Raw genomic sequence first — 20,654 nt, forward strand, 5'->3', positions numbered from 1 at the left:
GGCATCGCTATACCAGCGCGCCGGGGCGTCGTGTTTCACGAACGTCAAGGACCCACCCATGTCGCGTCGCCGCCAGATCTATGAAGGCAAGGCCAAGATCCTCTATGAAGGCCCCGAACCGGGCACGCTGATCCAGTATTTCAAGGATGACGCAACCGCCTTCAATGCCGAGAAAAAAGGCACGATCAACGGCAAGGGCGTGATCAACAATCGCATCAGCGAGCATATCTTCACGCGCCTTTCGCATATCGGCGTGCCGACGCACTTCATTCGCCGCCTGAACATGCGCGAACAGCTGATCCGCCAGGTCGAGATCGTTCCGATCGAAGTGGTGGTGCGCAATGTGGCCGCCGGGTCGATCTGCAAGCGCCTGGGTCTCGAAGAAGGCCAGCCGCTGCCGCACACGCTGATCGAATATTACTACAAGGACGATGCGCTGGGCGATCCGCTCATCTCCGAAGAGCACATCGCCTGCTTCAACTGGGCGGGCCATGAAGAGATGCAGGACATCGCCGCGATGGCGATCCGCATCAACGATTTCATGTGCGGCATGTTCGCCGCGATCGATATCCGTCTGGTGGATTTCAAGCTCGAATTCGGGCGCTTGTGGGACGGCGATTTCAGCCGCATCATCCTCGCCGACGAAATCAGCCCCGATGGTTGCCGCTTGTGGGATCTCAACACAAACGAGAAGCTCGACAAGGATCGCTTCCGCCGCGATCTCGGCGGTGAAAGCGAGGCCTATCAGGAAGTCGCGCGTCGTCTCGGCCTGCTGCAGAACGAAGATGGCGGCCCCGGCGAAGTGCTCGACATGGACCATGCCCGCTCGCGTCTCCGTCCGCAGAAGAAATAGACCCGTTCGTCGAGGCAGCGCCTTGCCGCGGTAAGGCATTTCCTGCATCCTGTGCATGAAGCCGGGGGTGGGTCGCACGTAATCCCCCGCAACACGTGAACTCGCGTGCGGGGGATATCTCTATGCTGTCGAAGACACTCTACGCGCTCGGCGTTTCCGTCGCCGCGCTCGCTTTCACCGCGCCTGCACTGGCTCAGGATACGGTCGCGCCGCATTCTTCCAACCCGAACGGCCCGGTTTCGGCTTGGGATGTCGAGGCTACCGATGTCGAGCCAGATGCCGAGATCGTCTACGGCACGCTTTCCAACGGCATGAAATACGCCATCCGCAAGAACGAGACGCCCAAGGGCGCGGCTTCCTTCCGGATGCATTTCGATTTCGGCTCGCTCTACGAGAGCGAGGAAGAGCGCGGACTGGCGCACTTCATCGAGCATATGGTGTTCAACGGCTCGACCAATGTGCCCGAAGGCGAGATGATCCCGATCCTCGAGCGGCTCGGCCTGGCCTTTGGCGCCGATACCAACGCCTACACCAACTTCGACGAAACGGTGTACAAGCTCGATGCTCCCACCGCGAATGACGAGGCGATCGACACTTCGCTGTTCCTGTTGCGCGAGGTGGCTGGCGAAGCGAGTTTCACTCCCAGCGCCGTCGATAGCGAACGCGAGATCATCACTAGCGAGCGGCGGGCGCGCGATTCGGTGCAACTGCGCACGATTATCGATCGCCTCGCATTCCAGATTCCGGACACGCTCTATGACGATCGGTTGCCGATCGGTCTCGAGACCGTGCTGCGTGGAGCCCCGGCTTCGCGCCTGAAGGCTCTCTACCACCGCTATTATCGCCCCGAAAACGCCACCCTCGTCGTGGTCGGCGATTTCGATGTGGCTGACATGGAACGCCGCATCGCCGAACGGTTCGGCGACTGGCAGGGCGTGGGCCCGGCAGGTGCGAAGCCCGATATCGGTTCGGTCGATTTGGAGCGTCCGATGGCGTTCGACGTGTTCACCGATCCGGCCTCTGTTTCTGGCGCCACGATCTCGATCGCGCGCCCCTATTCCGATCCGGCCGACACGATCGCCGAACGACGGACCGAAACGCTGGAGCAGCTCGGTACTGCGATCATGAACCGTCGTCTCCAGCGAATCGCGGGGCAGGAAAACTCGCAACTGCTCGGCGGGTCGATGTTCGTCGAGCCGCTACCGCCGGTCGCGAAGATGACCAGCCTTTCGGTCGGCACAGGCGAAGGGCTCTGGAAAGAAGGCCTGACGATCGCCGAAAACGAGCTGCGCCGCGCGCTGCAATATGGCTTTACGCAAAACGAGCTCAACGAAGCGATGGCCAATGCGGAAACGGGTCGCCGCAATGCCGCCGAACAGGCCGGCGGACGCTCCAGCGCAGGCCTCGCCGATGCAATCGTCGCGGTGGCCGGTGAAAACGATTTCGTCACCTCGCCCGTCTGGCGCTACGCCTTGTGGCAGGGGATCAAGGACACCATCACGCTCGATGCCGTGAACGCGGCCTTCCGCACGCTATGGACCGGTAGTCAGCCACTCATCAGCGTGACGGCGAAGGAGTTCGAAGGCGGCGAGGACGCGGTGGCTGCGGCCTGGACCGAAAGTGCAGCGGTGGCAGTCGAGGCGCCGACCGAAGGTGCTGCGGCATCATTCGCCTATGACACGTTCGGCGATGGTCCCGGCCAAGTGGTTTCGGACACCACAATCGACGATCTGGGCATCCGGACCGTCACGTTCGACAATAATGTCCGTCTCAACATCAAGCAGACCGATTTCGAACCAGGCGCGGTGCGGTTTCAGATCGGCATGGACGGCGGATTGTTCGCGCTTGGTGATGCATCGCCGGCCAATGCGCTGCTTCTCCAGATTGCTTCACCGCGCGCCGGCACGCAGGGCAATTCGTTCGACGAGTTGCAGCAGGTCCTCGCCGGTCGGAACATCACGGTCGGCTTTGCGCCCGGCACGGACGAATTCATCGCCGCCGGTGCAACGACCCCGGCAGATCTCGCGCTGCAGATGAAGGTTTCGGCGGCCTATCTGACCGATTTCGGCTTCCGTCCCGAGGCGCAGAGCTACTGGAACTCATTGATCGGTGCGGTCTACGGCCAGCTGACCTCGCAACCGCAATTGGTGTACACTCTCCAACGGTCTACGACGCTAACCGACGATCCACGCCAGGCTTTCCCGAGCCAGGAGGAGCTGGCAGCGGCGAACTTCGCCAGCTTCCGCGACGCTTATCTCGCCAACGCTGCCGATGCGCCGATCGAGATCGCGGTGGTCGGCGATATCGATCCCAATGCGGCAATTGCGGCGGTCGCCCAGAGCTTCGGCGCCCTGCCCGACCGCAAGGCGACGGCAACCGACTATTCCGCACAGCGCGAAATCGTGTTCAAGGACGTGTCGGGAGACGACGTCGCGACCTTCATGCATAGTGGCCCGGCAGATCAGGCCGTGGTCGGCAGTGTGTGGCGCACGTCGGATGATAGCGATTTCCACGATGTAGTGGCGATGAACCTGCTGCTTGGGGTGATCGACCTCTACGCAACCGAAACCCTGCGCGAGAAATTTGCGGCGACCTACAGCCCGTCGGTCGAGAGCGCGATGTCCTCCGATTTCATGGATGATGGCAGTTTCTCGCTCTCGGCGGTGGTCGATCCCAAGATGGCGGACGAGGTGCTGGCACTCATTCCGAACCTCGTCGCACGCCTGCGCGACACGCCGGTGGATGATGATACGCTGCTTCGCGCCCGACAGCCGATACTCGAGCGCCTTCGCCAGAGCCGACGCAACAACGCCTTCTGGATTGGCGTGGCATCCACGGCGCAAAGCGAGGCCGAACGCCTTGAGCGGGTGCGCGAGGAAGAGGCAGTGTTGACCAGCCTCACGCCGGACGACCTGATGAAGCTTGCGCGCAAATATCTGACGCCCGAACGGCGCGCCGACATCCGCGTGCTGTCGAGCCAGGCGGCGCCCGAGTAACAGACCTAAAATCCTTAAATGCGCCGGGCGGCCTGGTAACGGGTCGCCCGGCGCTTGTCTTGGTGCTGCCTTTACACGGGAAGGGCATCTGATGCGCAGGGAGGGGGTTGATTCCCTGTCCGGTCGCGTCATGGTGTGGACATGCTCAAACGCCTGTTTATCTCGTTCGCCGCGCTGCCCGCGCTTGCCTCCTGCGCGACTACCGGTGCCCAAGCACCTGCCACTGTCGCGGAAACCGATGCGATCGTCGTCGCGGAACCCGTTGCGACGGACACGAACGATCCGGTCTGGGCGTTCGAAGAGAGTGATATCGGTGTCGATCCGGGCTACCGCTTCGGCGTGCTCGACAACGGCATGCGATATATCATCCGCTCGAACGATACCCCCGAAGGCCAAGGCTTGGTGCGGATGGTGGTCGAAACCGGGTCGATCGACGAGACCGAGAGCGAACAGGGCTTTGCGCACTTCCTCGAACACATGGTGTTCAACGGCTCGACCAACGTGCCAGAGGGCGAGATGGTCAAACTGCTCGAGCGCAAGGGCCTGGCCTTCGGTGCCGATACCAACGCCTCGACCGGGATCGACGTTACCCAGTACAAGCTCGACCTGCCGAACAATTCGGAAGACATCCTCGACACCGCGCTGATGCTGATGCGCGAAACCGTGAGCGAACTGACGATCAGCCAGGAAGCGGTCGATCGCGAGAAGGGCGTGGTCCTCGCCGAACGGCGCGATCGCAACAGTTTCGCATTCAAGAACACGATCGACAGCCTCGCCTTCTCCTATCCCGACGCGCGCTTTCCCAAGCGCCTGCCGATCGGTCAGGCCGAAACCATCGAAGCGGCAACCTCGGAGGGTCTGCGAGCCTATTGGGAGCGTGAATACGTCCCAGCCGCGACCACACTGATCGTGGTTGGCGATTTCGACATAGACATGGTCGAAGCCAAGATCCGCGACGGCTTCGCAGACTGGGATCGCAGCGGCGAAACCGATCTGACCTCCGCAGGTCCGATAGATCCCGCCTATGCCGGCGCCACCGACATCTATCTCGATCCAGCGTTGCCCGAAGTGGTCACCTTCGAACGCAATGACGTCTATATCGATCGTCCCGACACCATCGCCGAGCGCAAGGCAAACACCCTGCGCGGCATCGCCTATGGCATTATCGGACGCCGCATGACCCGGCTCGCTCGCGAGGAAGACCCGCCATTCCGCGGTGCGCGCTTCGGCACCGGAGACGTGCTTGATGCTGGACGCGCGACCTCGCTCACGGTCCAGACGATCGATGGCCAGTGGCAGCGCGGTGTGGATGCCGCCATCGACGAATACAATCGCGCTCTCGCTTTCGGCTTCACCGAAGCAGAAGTTGCGGAGCAGATTGCCAATCGTCGCACCGGCCTCGAAAACGCCGCGGCAAATGAAGGGACCCGCAGCAACGCGTTTCTTACCGGCGCCGCAATCGCGCTTGTCACCAGTGACAGCGTACCCTCGCTGCCATCCGACGGACTCGAACGCTTCAACGCCTTTGCCGACGAGATCACGCCCGAAGCGGTGCTGGCCGCCTTGCGTGACGATGTGATTCCGCTCGACAATCCCAACATCCGTTTCATCGGCAAGACGGCTCCCGAAGGCGGTGAGCAGGCTCTGCGCGCGGCGTGGAACACCGCCATCGCGCGCGCGCCCGAACCGCTTGAAGAGGCCGAAGTCCTCGCCTGGCCCTACACCGATTTCGGTACTCCCGGCACGGTGGTGTCGGACCAGGTCGGCGAAGCGCTCGGCATCCGTCGCATTCGCTTCGACAATGGCGTGATGCTGAATCTGAAGCGCACCGAACTCGCCGACAACCAGATCCTGGTTCAGTACAATCTCGATGGCGGATCGCTGCTCGACACCAAAGACGATCCGCTCGCTACCGCGATCGCGACGCTCTTGCCGCTTGGCGGACTAGGAGAACTGAGCGCCGACGAATTGCAGACCGCGCTCGCCGGACGGACGGTGTCGACGAGCTTCAATACGACCACGGACACCTTTTATGGCTATGTTCGCACCACCCCGCGCGATCTCGACCTGCAATTGCAGGTAATGACCGCGATGCTGACCGATCCGGGCTACCGGGCGGAAGCCGTCACCCGCTACCGGCAAAGTCTCGATGATTATTTCGCCCGTCTCTACGCCACGCCAGGCGCGGCCTACGGCGCGAAAATCGGCGAGATCCTGTCGGACGGCGATCCGCGTTTCACCTTGCAGCCCGAAGACGCCTATCGCGCGCTCGATTTCGACGATTTGCGCAATGCGATCGGCGACCGTCTCGCCAAAGGGGCGATCGAGATCGGCGTGGTTGGCGATATCGATGAGCAGGCCGTGATCGAAGCCGTCGCCGCAACCTTTGGCGCATTGCCCGATCGCGAGCCCGAATTTCGCCGTTACGACGACAATCGCAGCCGAAGCTTCACAGCCACTCGCGGGGAAGTGCGAATCGAGCACACCGGCGAACCCGACCAGGCGCAAGTGCGCTTCGTGTGGCCCACCGTCGACGACAGCGATTTCGATCGTGACGTCCAGCTCTCGCTGCTGGCCCGCGTGGTCGATATCGCGCTGACCGACAATCTGCGCGAAGAACTCGGCCAGGCCTATTCACCCTATGCCGGCAGCAGTACTTCGCGGATCTATCGCGATTACGGCACCTTCCTCGCCGGTGCGGGGGTCGATTACGCCCTGCTCGACGAGGCGCGAGACGCGGTGATCGAAACCATCACCATGCTGCGCGAGGCGCCGATCGACGACGACCTGATCCAGCGCGCGCGCCAGCCCGTGCTCGAAGGCTATGACAATGCGCTCAAGACCAATGGTGGTTGGATGGGCCTCGTCGAAGATGCCCAGCGCCGGACCGAGAGCCTGCGGCGCTACCTGGCCGGGAAGGACGCCGTCTTGGCCGTGACCGGCGAGCAGTTGCAGGCCCTGGCGCGCGAGTATCTCGATCCCGATGCCGCGGTACAGGTGTTGGTGGTACCGAAAGCGGAGGACTGATCGCGGGTACGGATTGCGATTGGCGGCTGAGCGGCTATAGCGCGGCCCAAGCTGCCTAGCCGGAGTCCCGTTTCATGAAAGTCCGTGTTTTCGTCCGTCTCAAGCCCGGTGTGCTCGACCCGCAGGGTCGCGCCGTCCATCATGCGCTCGAAGGACTCGGCTTCGACGGTGTCGAAGACGTGCGGATCGGTCGTATGATCGAGCTGAATGTGTCTGACGATACGTCCGACGAAGCGCTCGACAAGATGTGCGCCCAGCTCCTCGCCAATACGGTGATCGAGGACTACCGCATCGAGAAGGCCGACTGATGGGCTTCCGCGCCGCCGTCATCACCTTCCCGGGATCCAACTGCGATCGCGACATGGCGGTCGCGCTCGAACAGGTTTCGGGCACCGCCCCCATCCGCGTCTGGCATGGCGACGCCGATCTGCCCGCAGGGCTCGATTTCATCGCCCTGCCCGGCGGCTTTTCCTACGGTGACTATCTGCGCTCGGGATCGATGGCCGCGAACAGCCCGATCATGCGCAGCGTCAAGCGCGCTGCGGAAGCCGGTGTGCCCGTGCTCGGAGTCTGCAACGGCTTCCAGGTTCTGACCGAAAGCGGGCTGCTGCCCGGCGCGCTGATGCGCAACGCCCAGATCACCTTCGTCTGCCGTAACGCGGGGCTCAAGGTGGAAAACGCGCAGACGCTGTTTACGAACGGTTACGAAGCGGGCCAGGAAATCACGATCCCTGTCGCCCACCACGACGGCAATTACTTCGCCGACGACGAGACGCTCGACCGGGTCGAGGGTGAAGGCCGCGTCGTATTCCGTTACCTCGAAAACTGCAACGGATCGGCGCGCGATATCGCTGGTGTGCTCAACAAGGCGGGCAATGTGCTGGGCATGATGCCCCACCCCGAACGTGCAATCGAGGATGCTCATGGCGGCAGAGATGGCCGCGCCTTGTTCGAAAGCGCCGTGCGCAGTCTCGTGGATGCCTGAGCAGCTGACGGTTTAGGCGACGGCACCGCTATCGAGCGGGCGACCCGCGAACAGTTCTTCCGCGTCCTTCGCGGGCATCGGGCGGCTGTAATAGAAACCCTGTATCTTCTTGCAGCCCAGCTCGCGGACCATCTGAAGCTCATCCTCGGTCTCGACGCCTTCTGCGGTGGTCGACATTTCGAGGCTGTCCGCCATGGCGACCACGGCGCGGATGATCGCGAGGCTTTCGGGATTGTTCACCGCCGCACCCTGCACGAAGCTGCGATCGACCTTGATGGTGGAGAAACGCATTTTTCGCAGGTAGCCGAGCGAGGAATAGCCGGTCCCGAAATCGTCGAGTGCGACCCCGCAGCCGAGCGCCATGATCTGTTCGAGTGTCGAGCGCGCCGTACTGTCGTCGCGCACAAAGATGCTCTCGGTCACTTCGATCTCCAGCCGGTGCGGCGGAAGACCGCTTGCCGAAAGCGCATTGACCACCGATGCCGAGAAGTTCGGATCGAGCAATTGCTCGCCCGAAACGTTGACCGCCACGCGAATGTCGTCGGGCCACTTCATCGCCTGGCGACACGCTTCCTGTAACACCCACTCGCCGATCGGGACGATCAGGCGGGTGTCTTCTGCCAGCGGAATGAACTTGCCCGGGCTGACGAAGCCGTGTTCGGGACTGTTCCAGCGGACCAGCGCTTCGAAGCTGACGACGCATTCACGCTGGGCATCGACCACGGGCTGGAAATTGAGCACCAGTTCCTCACGCTCGAGCGCGCTGCGCAGCGCGAATTCGAGCTGTCGGCGCTCCTCGGCCGAAGCGTGGAGCGACGGCTCGAATGTGTAGTGCTTGCCCCCACCTTCATCCTTCGAGCGATAGAGCGCGAGGTCGGCATTGCGCATCAGCGTCTCAACCGTGCGTCCGTCACGCGGCCCGATCGCCGAGCCGACGCTCGCTCCGACATACAGCGTGTGATCGTCGATCTCGTAAGGCTGCGACAGGCGTGTGATTACGGTCTGAGCGATGCGATTGACGTGCTGGAGGTCCGACGCGTCGCGGATGACGACCGCGAACTCGTCTCCACCCAGGCGACCGCACGTCTCGTTCTCGCTCATCAATTCCTGCAGGCGTTCGGAAACATGCGCCAGCAGCTTGTCGCCGACCTGGTGGCCAAGCGTATCGTTGACTGCCTTGAAACGGTCGAGATCGATCATCAGGAACGCGCAGCGGGTGCGCCACTGTTCGGCGAAGCGCAGCGCTCCGCCCATCGCGTCGGTCAGGCACATGCGATTGGGCAGGCCCGTGAGCGTGTCGTAGCGCGCCATATAGGCAATCTTCTCGGACGATTCCCGCTGTTCGGTCACATCCGAACCGACTCCTCGGAAACCGGCGAAACTGTTGTTCTCGTCATATTTAGGGGTGCCCGAAAGCTCCCACCAGCGGTCCTGTCCGTCGATCGTCACCTTGACCAGCAGATCCGAAAAGCTCTCGCGGCGCTTCAGCCGCTCGGCCAGATCGTGAAGGGAGGAATGGAACTGTCCGCTTTCCCAAGCCGGCCCCGCAATCAGCTGGACGAACGGCAGCCCTTCGATTTCATGCGCATCGCGTCCCATCGCATAGGCGAACCGGGGCGACACCGACCGCACGCGACGCGCGGTATCGATCACCCACAGCCAGTCGGCCTGGCCTTCTTCGAATTCGCGCAACAGCATCGAGACCACTTCGCTCTTCTCGGCGATCCCCGCCTCCGCCACACGCGCGGCGAGAAACGCACGTGCAGAACCCACCGTCCCGAACGTCACGAGCATGACATAGACGGCCGTGATCACTGCCATGTCCCACATTCCGGTAAGAGCGAGCCCGACCGTTCCAACCGAGCCGACCACGAACCCGAACAGCATCGTGCCCAGTGGGACGGCCGCGAGCGTGATGGCATTGGCGGACATCAGGAGGGCGATCACGGCCCACAATTTGAGCTGCGCCTCGGGCCCTACGAAGGGGCAGAAACCCGCAATCGGAATGACCCAAGCGAACGCCACGGCAAGCGAGCCCCGGGCATGGCTATCGATATCGTGCTTGGTCAGCCGACGCCGGTCGGCATCGACCATCGAGATGTCCTTGCGCCAGTTGAAAGCAACCGCGGCGGCGAGAACGACGAGCCAGCCGCCGAGAACCCATGGTTCCTGCGTCGACCAGAACAGCGGCACTGTGGCGGCCGCTGCCAGCGTATGGAACAGAACCCGCGCCAAAGCGACGCGCGCGAGACTGGCGAATTGCAAGCCGCGCAGCCAGTCCCACCCCTCGCCCTCGGGTTGTCGGATCCCGAGCACAGCGAGCGAAGGAAAGGTGTGCGGCAGCTTGGCCGAATTGTCTTCGCGATGTTCCACCCCACGGCCGCTAGCAGGTAAATGGTTAGGGCTCGGTAAAGGAAGTCAGCGGCCGAAACCGATTTCCCAAGCAATTTGAAGGAATACCCTCGGTTATTCGACCGTGACCGACTTCGCCAGATTGCGCGGCTGATCGACATCCGTGCCCTTGGCCACGGCAACATGATAGGCGAGCAATTGCACCGGCACGGCATAGACCAGCGGCGCAATCAGCGGATGGACGTGCGGCATCTCGATCGTCGCCATGCAGCCCTCTCCCGCTTCTGCAATCCCTTCCGCATCGGAGATCAGCACGATCTTTCCCCCGCGCGCGGAGACCTCCTGCATGTTCGAAACGGTCTTCTCGAACAGCGGACCCGAGGGCGCAATCACGATCACCGGCACGTTCTCGTCGATCAGCGCGATCGGTCCGTGCTTCATTTCACCCGAAGCATAACCTTCTGCATGGATATAGCTGATTTCCTTGAGTTTCAGCGCCCCTTCCATCGCCAGCGGATAATCCTGGCCGCGACCGAGATACAGCACGTCGCGGGCCGGGGCGATGAGGGGAGCCATCGCGGCGATATCGTCGTCGTGATCGAGCGCGGCATTGAGGCTGGCCGGAGTTTCCAGCAGGTGCTCGACGATTTCCTCTTCTTGTGCCCGGCTCAATCGCCCGCGCTTGACCGCCATATGCGCGGCGAGCGCAGCGAGCACGGCCAGTTGGCAGGTGAACGCCTTGGTCGAAGCGACCCCGATCTCGGGTCCGGCATGGGTCGGCAACAGAACATCGGCCTCGCGCGCCATGGTGCTGGTGGGCACGTTGACCACCGCGCCGATCGTCTGCCCGTTTTCCTTGCAATGGCGCAACGCCGCGAGCGTGTCGGCGGTTTCGCCACTTTGCGAGATGAACAGCGCCAGCCCGCCCGGCTCGAGCACCGGATCGCGATAGCGAAACTCGCTCGCGACATCGATATCGACCGGCAGGCGCGCGAATTGCTCGAACCAGTATTTCGCCACCAGCCCGGCGTAATAGGACGTACCGCAAGCGACGATCGTCACCCGGTTGATCTCGCCCAGATCGACATCGAGCTGGGGCAAGGCGACCGATCGGTCGGACTGGCGCAAATAGGACCCGAGCGTCTGCGCGACCACGGTCGGCTGCTCGAAGATCTCCTTGAGCATGAAGTGGCGGTATTCGCCCTTCTCCATTGCCGCGGCCGAGGCGCCCGAATGTTTGGTCTCGCGCTCGACCTGCGCGTTCTCCGCATCGTAGATCGTCGCGCTTTCGCGGGTGATGACGACCCAGTCGCCTTCCTCGAGATAGGCGATCTGCTGGGTCAGGGGCGCCAGCGCCAGCGCATCGGAACCGAGATAGGTCTCGCCATCCTCGTAACCGACCACCAGCGGCGAGCCGAGCCGCGCGCCGATGAGCATGTCGGGATACGATTTGAAGGCCACCGCCAATGCGAAGGCCCCCCGCAGGCGCGGCAGCACCGCTTTGACTGCATCTTCGGGCGATGCGCCGTTCTCGACCTCTTGCGAGATCAGATGCGCGACCACTTCGCTGTCGGTCTCGCTTTCAAAGGTCCGGCCCTTGGCCTTGAGCTCGTCGCGAAGCGCGCGGAAATTCTCGATGATCCCGTTATGCACCAGCGCGACGTGATCGGTCGCATGCGGGTGCGCGTTCTTAGAGGTCGGCGCGCCATGCGTGGCCCAGCGGGTATGCGCAATGCCCACATCGCCGGGCGCGGGACGTTCGGCCAGTTCGGCGACCAGATTGGACAGCTTCCCCTCGGCCCGGCGGCGGATCATCTCGCCATCGTCGAGCGTGCAGATGCCCGCGCTGTCATAGCCGCGATATTCCATCCGCTTGAGCCCGTCGACGAGCCGATCCGCAACCGCATGATTGCCGACGATTCCGATAATTCCGCACATGGGATCAGTCCTCTCTTACAAACTGTAGGGTATGCGCACACCGGGCATCGCCTTGGGAAAAGCGGCGGTGTTGCGGGTAACGTAAATGCGCCCGGTCACCTGGGCTGCGGCTAAACCGAAAGCATCGGCCAGCGCCATTTGCGGGCTCTGGCGGCGCAGCGAGGCAGCCCGCCGCGCAATATCCTCGCCGATCTCGACGACCTTGAAGTGATCGAGAAAGCTCTCGACCTCTTCGGCGTCGCTCTTTGCGCCGGCAAGGATTTCGGTCCATCCAAGCCGTGTGATCCAGCGTTCGGGGTGCTTGACGATCTCGGTCCGCGCGTCGTCGAGCCCAACCAGGGCATCGACCAGGATAGCGCTGTCGAACAGGACCCCGCTCATCCGCGCTCGCCGTTGCGGATGCGGCGCTGGTAGCGCTGCCCCTCGCCCACATCGCTGCGATCGCGCCACAGGCCGAAAAACTGATCGACCCCGCGCCGCGAGGTGCCCGCACGCATTTGCGCCACCGCGTCGCGCACCAATGCGGTGCGCGACACGCCGAGCTCCTCCGCCCGGCGATCGAGCCAACGGATATCGTCGTCCGGAATTTCTACCAGCGTACGCATGGCCGGACTGATATCAGTCTATGATATCATGTCAATCGGTAAACAGGTCGTCCTGTTGGACTCCGAGACGTTCGGCCATCCCGACACTCACCGAAGGTTCGTCTTCACCGGTGCAGCGCAGATCCGAAATCTGCTTGCCTGCGCGGTAGACATAGACGCCGGCCTCGAATTTCGGATCGTTTCCTTCGCCTGCGTTGAAATTCGTCCGCACCACGCGGCTGTAGACCACATATTCGATATCATCGCGCTGGAAGCTCAACTGCGCCTCGCCGCCACCCGAATAAGGCACCGATGCCCAGCGCATGCGGTCTTGCGAATAGGAGGTGGGCCAAGCCAGTTCGGGGGGCTGATCGGCCTTGCCGAAGCGGTACTGCGCATATTCGCGCCCCTGGTCGTCCTTCTGCACGCAAACCGCGACCGTGCGTCCGTCGCGCACCTTGCAGCTGAAGAGTGCTCCCTCGGTATCGGCGCAGGCCGAGGTGGCCGGTTCGCCGGGCTTGGGGGTCGGTGCCGGAGAGGAGGCCGGAGCCGTCGCGTCTGCAGCGATCGGCTCTCCGCTCGCGCTATCGCCGGTATCGGGCGTGGTTACAGGTTCGGAAGGTTCGCTCTGGTTGCAGGCCGTGAGCAGCAGGAAAGCACTGATAAGGGGTGCGGACTTCATTTCTTTTCTGACTCTTTCTTCTTTTTCATCGCATCATGGAAACGATCGGCCCAGCCGGGTTTCACGAGTTGTTCGGCACGGACCATCCGCAATTCGCCTTCCGCGACATCGCGCGTGACGGCGCTGCCAGCAGCGACGATTGCATCTTCACCAATCCGCACCGGCGCGATCAGCGAGGAGTTCGATCCGATAAAGGCGCGCGCGCCGATCTCGGTCCTGTATTTGAAGTACCCGTCGTAATTGCAGGTGATCGTACCCGCGCCGATATTAGCACCCGGGCCGACCGTGGCATCGCCCAGATAGGTCAGGTGGCTCGCCTTGGCCCCCTCGCCCAGCACCGCCTTCTTCATCTCGACGAAATTGCCAACGAAACTGTCCTTCTCCATCACCGCACCGGGGCGCAGGCGGGCATAGGGACCGACCTTGCAATCCTCGCCCACGCTCGCGCCTTCGAGATGGCTGAACGCGCGGATCAGCGCGCCGCGCGCGACGCTGACGCCGGGACCGAAAACGACATTGGGTTCGATCGTGACGTCGGGTGCCAGTTCGGTGTCCCAGCTGAAGAACACCGTGTCCGGCGCGCGCAGGGTGACGCCTTCGGCCATCCAGTGGTCGCGCTGTTCCTCCTGCCACTGGGCTTCCGCAGCGGCGAGTTCGGCGCGGCTGTTGATCCCCGCGACTTCGTATTCGCTACCGGCCTTCACCGCAGCACAGTTCCGCCCGTCCGCGATCGCGATGTTGACGATGTCGGGCAGGTAATATTCGCCCTGCGCATTGTCGTTGCCGACGCGGCGCAACAGATCGAACATGTCGGACTTGCGCGCCGCCATCAGGCCCGAATTGCACAGGCGGCAGGCGCGATCCTCGTCGCTGGCGTCTTTGAACTCGACCATCTTGGCAATGCGCCCGGCATCGTCCGCTACCACGCGGCCATAAGCGAGCGGGTCTTCCGGCTCGAACCCGAGCACGACGACTGCGGGCGAGTCGCTTTCATGCAGCCGGTCGGTCATCGCGCGCATCGTCGCCGCTTTCACGAACGGCACATCTCCATACAGTACCAGGACATCGCCATCGAACCCGTCGAGCGCATCCTCGGCCTGCTGTACCGCATGGCCGGTGCCGAGTTGTGGCTCCTGTACCCGGTAGCTGGCACGTTCGCCCAATTGCGTCTCGATCTGCTCGCGCCCCGCACCCACGATCACCACGCGGTGCTTCGGAGACAGCTCTTCCGCGCTGGCAAGCAAATGCTCGAGCATCGGACGTCCGGCGATCGGGTGGAGGACCTTGTGCAGGTCCGATTTCATCCGCGTCCCCTTGCCCGCAGCAAGGACGACGATGGCAAGTTCATGTGTGCTCATGCATGGTCAATGGCAGCATTCCCGATCGGTTTCCAGCGCGCGTTCGCACACCTGCCGTTACGGCAAGGCAGACCATCGAAAGCGGTGTTGCAAGGCGTGACGGAAACTGCCACTCCGCGCGGGAATTGACCCATACGTAAACCAATCGGAGACCCTCCCATGTCCATCGACTTCACCGACAAGGTAGCCATCGTCACCGGCGCAGGCGGCGGCATCGGCCGCGAATATGCCCTCGAACTCGCCAAGCGCGGCGCGAAGGTCGTGGTCAACGATCTCGGCGGCGCGCGCGACGGCAGCGGCGCTTCGGACGCTGCCAGCCAGGTGGTCGAGGAAATCGAGAAGGCCGGCGGCACTGCGATGGCGAACGGCGCCTCGGTCACCGAATATGACGAGATGCAGGATCTCGTTGCCCAGGCGAAAGACAAGTGGGGCGGCGTCCACATCCTGATCAACAATGCCGGCATCCTGCGCGACAAGAGCTTCGCCAAGATGGAGCCGGCGGATTTCGAACTGGTGGTCAAGGTCCACCTGCTCGGCAGCGCCTATGCCACCAAGGCGGTATGGGAAACCATGCGCGAACAGAATTACGGTCGCATCCTGATGACCGCGAGCTCGACCGGCCTTTTCGGCAATTTCGGCCAGGCCAATTACGGCGCCGCGAAGCTCGGCCTCGCAGGTCTCACCAAGACGCTGTATATCGAAGGCGCGAAGTACAACATCAAGTGCAACACGATCGCCCCGGTCGCCGCGACCCGCATGACCGAGGATATCTTCCCCGAGCAAGCGCTGAAGATGTTCGGCCCGGAAAACGTCGTTCCGGCGGCGCTTTACCTCGTCAGCGAAGACGCCCCGACCAATGCGATCGTCGGCGCGGGTGCAGGCGGTTACCACTCAAGCTTCGTCACCATGAACACGCCGGTGATTCTGCCCGAAGACGAGCGTTCGGTGGAAGGCTTCGCCGCGCACTGGGATCAAATCTCCAAGGTCGAACACGCCAGCGTTCCGCAGAATGGCGGCGAGCAGTCGATGGCGATCATGGCCGAGTTGCAGAAGACCATGAAGGGCTGATCCGGGCCTTAGGCGCGCCTGCATGCAGGTATCGCAAATAGAATGCAAAAGCCCCCATGCCCTCGAAGGCACGGGGGCTTTTTCATGATCTGACCGAACGTGTTCGCGACCTATTCCCCGACCGCCTTCACCAACCTCCGCTCTAGCGGGGCCAACACGCCGCGCAGTTCCGCGCCACGTTTGAGCACCTGGCCCTGTTCACCGATCAACGCCCACATGCCCTGGCGATTGCGCATGGAGGGGCGCTTCTCGACCCGTATCTCGGGGTTTTCGGCGGTCCGTCGAAACGCGGAAAAGGCGGCGAAATCGCGGGTAAAATCCATCGCGTAATCGCGCCACTGACCGGCGGCGACCATGCGGCCGTACACGTCCATGATGCGCTGCAATTCCTGGCGCTCAAAACCAACCTGCCCGCCCTTGAGCGGAAACGGCAGCAACATTCCCGAACCGGTGCTCATGAGTGCGACATCATCCGCCGGTGTTCTCGCGCTTGTCTGCCGCATGCGAACGAATCTGCGCACGCAGGTCTGCCAGTTCGGCTTCCAGCGCGGCGAGACGCGTTTCGTCCGAAGCGCTCGGGCCGCACGGCTCCTTGCATGGGGTGCCATAAGGCAGGAAGTCCTTCGCCCATTCCTCGACCGGCACAAGCGTAGAGCGCGCCTTGAGCCCGATCATCGTCGCACCTTCGGGCACTTCATCGGTGACGACGGCATTGGACCCGATCCGCGCTCGCTCGCCGACAGTAATCGGGCCGAGGACCTGCGCGCCGGCCCCAATGATCACACCGTTGCAGATGGTCGGATGGCGTTTGCCGCCCTCCCCATTCGTCGGGTTCATTCCGCCCAGCGTCACATTCTGGTAGATCGTCACATCGTCGCCGATCTCGGCGGTTTCTCCGATCACCGTGAAGCCATGGTCGATGAAGAAGCGCTCGCCAATCTTGGCGCCGGGATGGATGTCGATACCGGTCAGGAAGCGCGAAAAATGGTTCACGAAGCGCGCGAGGAAGAACAGTCCGCCACCGAATAGCCAATGCGCGACCCGGTGCAGTCCGAGCGCGAGGACGCCCGGATACAGCAGCACCTCGGCACGCGAACGCGGCGCGGGATCGCGCGCGCGGATCGAGTCGAGATAGGCCTTCAGTGAGCCGAACAAATAAGCTCTCCGGTCGTCGTCACAACAAGTCTGGCTGGTCCGCTTCGGGATCGCCACCTTGCAGAATATCGAGCGCATCACGCCAGATCGCAAGGGTTGCGGGCTGTTTTCTTTCCAGGCTCAATCGGTCGATCGTCTCCACCAGCGCCTCGATCGCGGCATAATCGCGAGTCGCGCGGGGCACGAGATAGGCGCTCGCACCCTCGGGCATGGCGACTCCGCGCGACGTCGCATGCTCGGCGATCAGTTCGGCCAGCATGCTATCGTCGGGCGGTCCGATGGTGAGCTGGAGCGCGGCCCCCATCCGGCTGCGCAGGTCGGGCAGGCGAATGTCCCACGGACCCGCTGCGCGCGTGAGCAATAGCGGCCGGCCCGCCTCCTGCGCGCGATTCCAGAGGTGAAACAGCTCGGTCTCGTCGATCCGGTCCGCATCGTCGATCGCTTGCCCGCGTCCGAGCCCGGAGAACCAGCGCGCGAACAGCGACTTGCCCGAACGCGGCGGGCCGGCGAGTACGGCGGTGTGGAAGGGCCAGCCTTCGGGCGATTGCAGCGCTTCTGCAACCGCGCGATTGCCGCTGCCCAGCACGATACGGCGGGCATGGCCTGGCATCGCCTCGGCAAGAGGCAAGGCGATCTGCCGGTGCTTCTCGCTCACCGGGAGATCGTCAGCCGGTTGCCGCTGCCGCTGACACTGAAGCCGGCATCGCGCAGCCCCTTGCGCAGCGCCGCCTCGTCACCAGTGAAGACGATGCCGAGCACCGACGTACCGCCGAGCGCGGTCGAGCGGATCGACGCACTGCCTACTCCGGGAACGCCGCGGACAGATGAGAGCGTCCGGTCGATCGCGCCTGCATCGGGCGAGGCAAATTGCAACTGGAAGGACTGGACCGGGATCGAGGTTTCGATCGGCGCAGGCGTATCGCCCGGCGTTTCGGTCGCCTCGGGCGGCGGCGGCGGCGGTGCAGCCGGCGGATTAAGGGCATCGCGTCCCGCCGCGATCAGCGACGACACCCAACCGGGAATGGTCTGGCGCTGACGCAGCGAGCTGTCGGGCGTCAGAATCCCTTGTTCGAGCGCGAGTTCGTAGGCGCGGTTCATCCGGACCACGGCCTGCGAGAGCATTTGCGGCAATTTGTCCTGGCTATCCGCGCGGAGGCGGAAGCTGGCGAGATAGCGATTGTCCGGGCCGTAACGCGCGGTGAAGGTCCCCACCACCGGGCCGCCGGGATACTCGAAATCGAGTTCGGCCATCGGCATGATGACGTCCGCAGCATCGAACTTGCCGAGAATATTGCGCCACCAGATACGGCTCCGTTGCCCCGCATTGCCGGCAGTGATGAGCAGCGATTCGCCACCCGATCCGGCCGGACGCACATAGTCGATCTGGCTTTCGCCCGCGCGATACTGTGCCCAGGCGCGCTGCCACGGACCGCGCGTTTCGTAAACCTGCGCCACGCCGCCGGTATAGAGGACCGGGATGGTCAGCAGCGGAGCGGAGCGCGCGCCACCGCTTTTGCCGCCAACGAATTGGCCGGCGCGCTGGCGATCGAACACGACACCCAGCGTGGCGATGTAGCGGCGCGGGCCGATCTGTTCGCGCTCGATGATGATCGCGCTGGACATGCCTTCGAGCTGCGAATCGCTGCGCGACGGGCCACCGAGTTTCTCCCAGCCCTTGCGTCGGGCTTCCGCCCAGCCCTTTTCGCGCGCGTCTTCGGCGCTCGATCCGGTCACGTCGACCTTGATGTCGTACACCTCGATATCCCCGGTCGCGGCGACCGGCGCGATCCCGCGCTCGCCCATTACCTGTGCCCACAGGGCAGCCCCGGCAAAGGCCAGCGCAAGCACGGCCAGGAGGCCGACCACACGCAGCGAAAGGGCGGTTTGGCGAGAGGAGATAGGGTGCGACATCATCGAATGCGTGCGCTTTTGCCCAAAGGGGCGTGGAAATCCAAGCGCGAAAGCGTATGGAGCCGCGCATGACGTCGAAAAATGGCAGCTACACCTACGAACAGGCCGGAGTCTCGATCGAGAGCGGCAATGCTTTGGTCAAGGCGATCGGGCCGCTGGTGAAGGCGACTGCGCGCGCCGGCGCCGATGGCGAAATCGGCGGGTTCGGGGGATTCTTCGATCCCAAGGCCGCGGGCTACGAGGATCCGCTTCTCGTTGCCGCAAATGACGGGGTCGGCACCAAGCTGAAGCTCGCAATCGATCATGACCGACACGACAGCGTCGGAATCGATCTGGTCGCGATGTGCGTCAACGATCTGATCGTCCAGGGCGCCGAGCCGCTGTTCTTTCTCGATTACTTCGCAACCGGAAAGCTCGAGAACGGCATTGCCGAACGCGTGATCGCGGGCATCGCCGACGGCTGCAAACAGGCCGGATGCGCGCTGATCGGCGGCGAAACGGCGGAAATGCCAGGCATGTATGCGAAGGGCGACTACGATCTGGCGGGTTTCTGCGTCGGCGCGGTCGAACGCGGCGAGCAACTGACCGGCGACAAGGTTGCAGCGGGCGACGTGCTGCTCGGCCTCGCCAGCTCGGGCGTCCATTCGAACGGCTATTCGCTGGTCCGCAGGCTGGCGGAAGACAAGGGCTGGAAGCTCGATCGCCCCGCGCTGTTCGACAATGAACGCCTGTTGATCGACGCCCTGATCGAACCGACGCGCATCTACGTGGCGAGCCTGCTGCCCGCGATCCGTGCAGGTCGGATCCACGCCCTTGCCCATATCACCGGCGGCGGCCTGCTCGAGAATATTCCGCGGGTCCTGCCCAAGGGACTGCATGCGACCGTCGACGCCGATAGCTGGGCCCAGCCCGGCCTGATCGCGTTTCTGCAAGCGCAGGGGAACATCGAACCGGCAGAGATGGCGCGCACCTTCAATTGCGGCGTCGGTATGGTGCTGGCGGTGGCCGAAAGAGAGGTCGAAGGGCTGACCGCCGATCTCGAATCTGCAGGCGAGACGGTGCTGCGAATCGGCTCAATTGGCGAAGGCGAGCGCGGCTGCACCGTGCGCGGCTCGCAGGCCACCTGGGCTGCACGCGAGGACTGGTCGGCGACGCACAATGCCTGACGCGACGCGTGCCCGCGCCAAGGTCGCGGTGCTACTGTCGGGGGCCGGAACCAATATGGCCGCGCTGCTCTATGCCAGCCGCCTGCCCGATGCGCCGTATGAGATCGTGCTCGTCGCCAGCAACGATCCCGATGCGGATGGCCTCGCCCTAGCCCGCGATGAAAATGTGCCAACCTTCGCTCTCTCCCACAAGGGCATGGACCGCCCGACGCACGAAGAGCGCATGGACGCCGCAATCCGCGAAAGCGGCGCCGAATATGTCGCGCTGGCGGGGTATATGCGCATTCTCGGCAGCGATTTCGTTGCGCGCTGGGAGTGCCGGATGCTCAACATCCACCCCTCGCTATTGCCGAAATACAAGGGCCTCGACACCCACGCCCGCGCGCTCGAAGCGGGCGATTCGCGCCATGGCTGCTCGGTGCACCTCGTCACGCCCGAGCTCGACGACGGTCCGGTCCTGGGCCAGCTCGACATCGCGATCCGCGCCGAAGACACGCCCGAAACCCTGGCCGCGCGGGTTAAGTTTGCCGAGCACCAGCTCTATCCGCGCATGTTGGGCGATCACGTGTCGCGTTGATG

The 20,654-nt window shown here is 63.4% G+C and carries 17 protein-coding genes and 1 pseudogene; 8 read left to right on the plus strand and 10 right to left on the minus strand.

Features of this window, described 5'->3' with window-relative positions; all coding sequences use genetic code 11:
* The first annotated feature begins 58 nt into the window (after window positions 1-58).
* The 5 genes from purC (at window position 59) to purQ (ending at window position 7,861) form a co-directional block, all read left to right on the plus strand.
* Window positions 59-853, plus strand: a complete 795-nt coding sequence (purC, locus tag GRI68_RS06850; protein WP_160616560.1) for a phosphoribosylaminoimidazolesuccinocarboxamide synthase — start codon at window positions 59-61, stop codon at window positions 851-853.
* Between the two features lie 122 nt (window positions 854-975).
* Window positions 976-3,849, plus strand: coding sequence for a M16 family metallopeptidase (locus GRI68_RS06855; protein ID WP_160616561.1), 2,874 nt, complete (start codon window positions 976-978; stop codon window positions 3,847-3,849).
* A gap of 141 nt (window positions 3,850-3,990) precedes the next feature.
* Entirely contained in the window at window positions 3,991-6,876 is a 2,886-nt protein-coding gene (locus GRI68_RS06860; protein WP_160616562.1) for a M16 family metallopeptidase, read from the plus strand.
* Between the two features lie 74 nt (window positions 6,877-6,950).
* Window positions 6,951-7,184 carry a phosphoribosylformylglycinamidine synthase subunit PurS gene (purS, locus tag GRI68_RS06865; protein ID WP_160616563.1) on the plus strand — a complete coding sequence of 78 codons (234 nt, stop codon included), beginning with the start codon at window positions 6,951-6,953 and terminating at the stop codon, window positions 7,182-7,184.
* Window positions 7,184-7,861, plus strand: coding sequence for a phosphoribosylformylglycinamidine synthase subunit PurQ (purQ, locus tag GRI68_RS06870; RefSeq protein ID WP_160616564.1), 678 nt, complete (start codon window positions 7,184-7,186; stop codon window positions 7,859-7,861). The genes purS and purQ overlap by 1 nt, the downstream gene beginning before the upstream one ends.
* Before the next feature lie 12 nt (window positions 7,862-7,873).
* Here the strand turns inward: purQ and GRI68_RS06875 are convergent, their stop codons facing one another.
* The 6 genes from GRI68_RS06875 to glmU form a co-directional block, all read right to left on the minus strand.
* On the minus strand, window positions 7,874-10,234 hold the full coding sequence (locus GRI68_RS06875) for a putative bifunctional diguanylate cyclase/phosphodiesterase (protein WP_325063771.1): 2,361 nt from the start codon (window positions 10,232-10,234) through the stop codon (window positions 7,874-7,876).
* A 93-nt stretch (window positions 10,235-10,327) separates the two neighbouring features.
* A complete protein-coding gene (gene glmS, locus GRI68_RS06880; protein ID WP_160616565.1) occupies window positions 10,328-12,151 on the minus strand; it encodes a glutamine--fructose-6-phosphate transaminase (isomerizing) in 1,824 nt (607 codons plus the stop codon).
* Between the two features lie 15 nt (window positions 12,152-12,166).
* Window positions 12,167-12,532: a PIN domain-containing protein gene (locus tag GRI68_RS06885; protein WP_160616566.1), complete on the minus strand. Its 366-nt coding sequence runs from the start codon at window positions 12,530-12,532 to the stop codon at window positions 12,167-12,169.
* Window positions 12,529-12,756: a ribbon-helix-helix protein, CopG family gene (locus tag GRI68_RS06890; RefSeq protein ID WP_160616567.1), complete on the minus strand. Its 228-nt coding sequence runs from the start codon at window positions 12,754-12,756 to the stop codon at window positions 12,529-12,531. The genes GRI68_RS06885 and GRI68_RS06890 overlap by 4 nt, the downstream gene beginning before the upstream one ends.
* Before the next feature lie 31 nt (window positions 12,757-12,787).
* Window positions 12,788-13,417 (minus strand): hypothetical protein, encoded by a 630-nt coding sequence (locus GRI68_RS06895; protein WP_160616568.1) that lies wholly within the window; start codon window positions 13,415-13,417, stop codon window positions 12,788-12,790.
* On the minus strand, window positions 13,414-14,775 hold the full coding sequence (glmU, locus tag GRI68_RS06900) for a bifunctional UDP-N-acetylglucosamine diphosphorylase/glucosamine-1-phosphate N-acetyltransferase GlmU (RefSeq protein ID WP_160616569.1): 1,362 nt from the start codon (window positions 14,773-14,775) through the stop codon (window positions 13,414-13,416). Before glmU ends, GRI68_RS06895 begins: the two co-directional genes overlap by 4 nt.
* Before the next feature lie 159 nt (window positions 14,776-14,934).
* Here glmU and GRI68_RS06905 point away from each other — a divergent pair, with 159 nt between their 5' ends.
* A complete protein-coding gene (locus GRI68_RS06905) occupies window positions 14,935-15,843 on the plus strand; it encodes an SDR family NAD(P)-dependent oxidoreductase (RefSeq protein WP_160616570.1) in 909 nt (302 codons plus the stop codon).
* A 110-nt stretch (window positions 15,844-15,953) separates the two neighbouring features.
* On the opposite strand, the gene GRI68_RS06910 is transcribed toward GRI68_RS06905, so the two are convergent.
* The 4 genes from GRI68_RS06910 to GRI68_RS06925 are packed head-to-tail and all read right to left on the minus strand — an operon-like array spanning window position 15,954 to window position 18,912.
* Window positions 15,954-16,301, minus strand: a complete 348-nt coding sequence (locus GRI68_RS06910) for a DUF2794 domain-containing protein (protein WP_160616571.1) — start codon at window positions 16,299-16,301, stop codon at window positions 15,954-15,956.
* Between the two features lie 10 nt (window positions 16,302-16,311).
* Entirely contained in the window at window positions 16,312-16,998 is a 687-nt protein-coding gene (epsC, locus tag GRI68_RS06915) for a serine O-acetyltransferase EpsC (protein WP_160616572.1), read from the minus strand.
* Between the two features lie 19 nt (window positions 16,999-17,017).
* A complete protein-coding gene (locus GRI68_RS06920) occupies window positions 17,018-17,608 on the minus strand; it encodes an HdaA/DnaA family protein (protein ID WP_160617878.1) in 591 nt (196 codons plus the stop codon).
* A 41-nt stretch (window positions 17,609-17,649) separates the two neighbouring features.
* On the minus strand, window positions 17,650-18,912 hold the full coding sequence (locus tag GRI68_RS06925) for a heavy-metal-associated domain-containing protein (protein WP_160616573.1): 1,263 nt from the start codon (window positions 18,910-18,912) through the stop codon (window positions 17,650-17,652).
* A gap of 65 nt (window positions 18,913-18,977) precedes the next feature.
* Between GRI68_RS06925 and purM the strand changes: the two genes are divergently transcribed.
* Together purM and purN are read left to right on the plus strand one after the other, a co-directional pair.
* Entirely contained in the window at window positions 18,978-20,075 is a 1,098-nt protein-coding gene (gene purM / locus GRI68_RS06930; protein ID WP_160616574.1) for a phosphoribosylformylglycinamidine cyclo-ligase, read from the plus strand.
* Window positions 20,068-20,649 (plus strand): annotated as a pseudogene (gene purN / locus GRI68_RS06935) (phosphoribosylglycinamide formyltransferase); the annotation flags it as partial. The gene purM and the pseudogene purN, both read left to right, overlap by 8 nt.
* Window positions 20,650-20,654: the final 5 nt, after the last annotated feature.

This window comes from Alteriqipengyuania halimionae (assembly GCF_009827575.1).
GTDB lineage: Bacteria > Pseudomonadota > Alphaproteobacteria > Sphingomonadales > Sphingomonadaceae > Alteriqipengyuania_A > Alteriqipengyuania_A halimionae.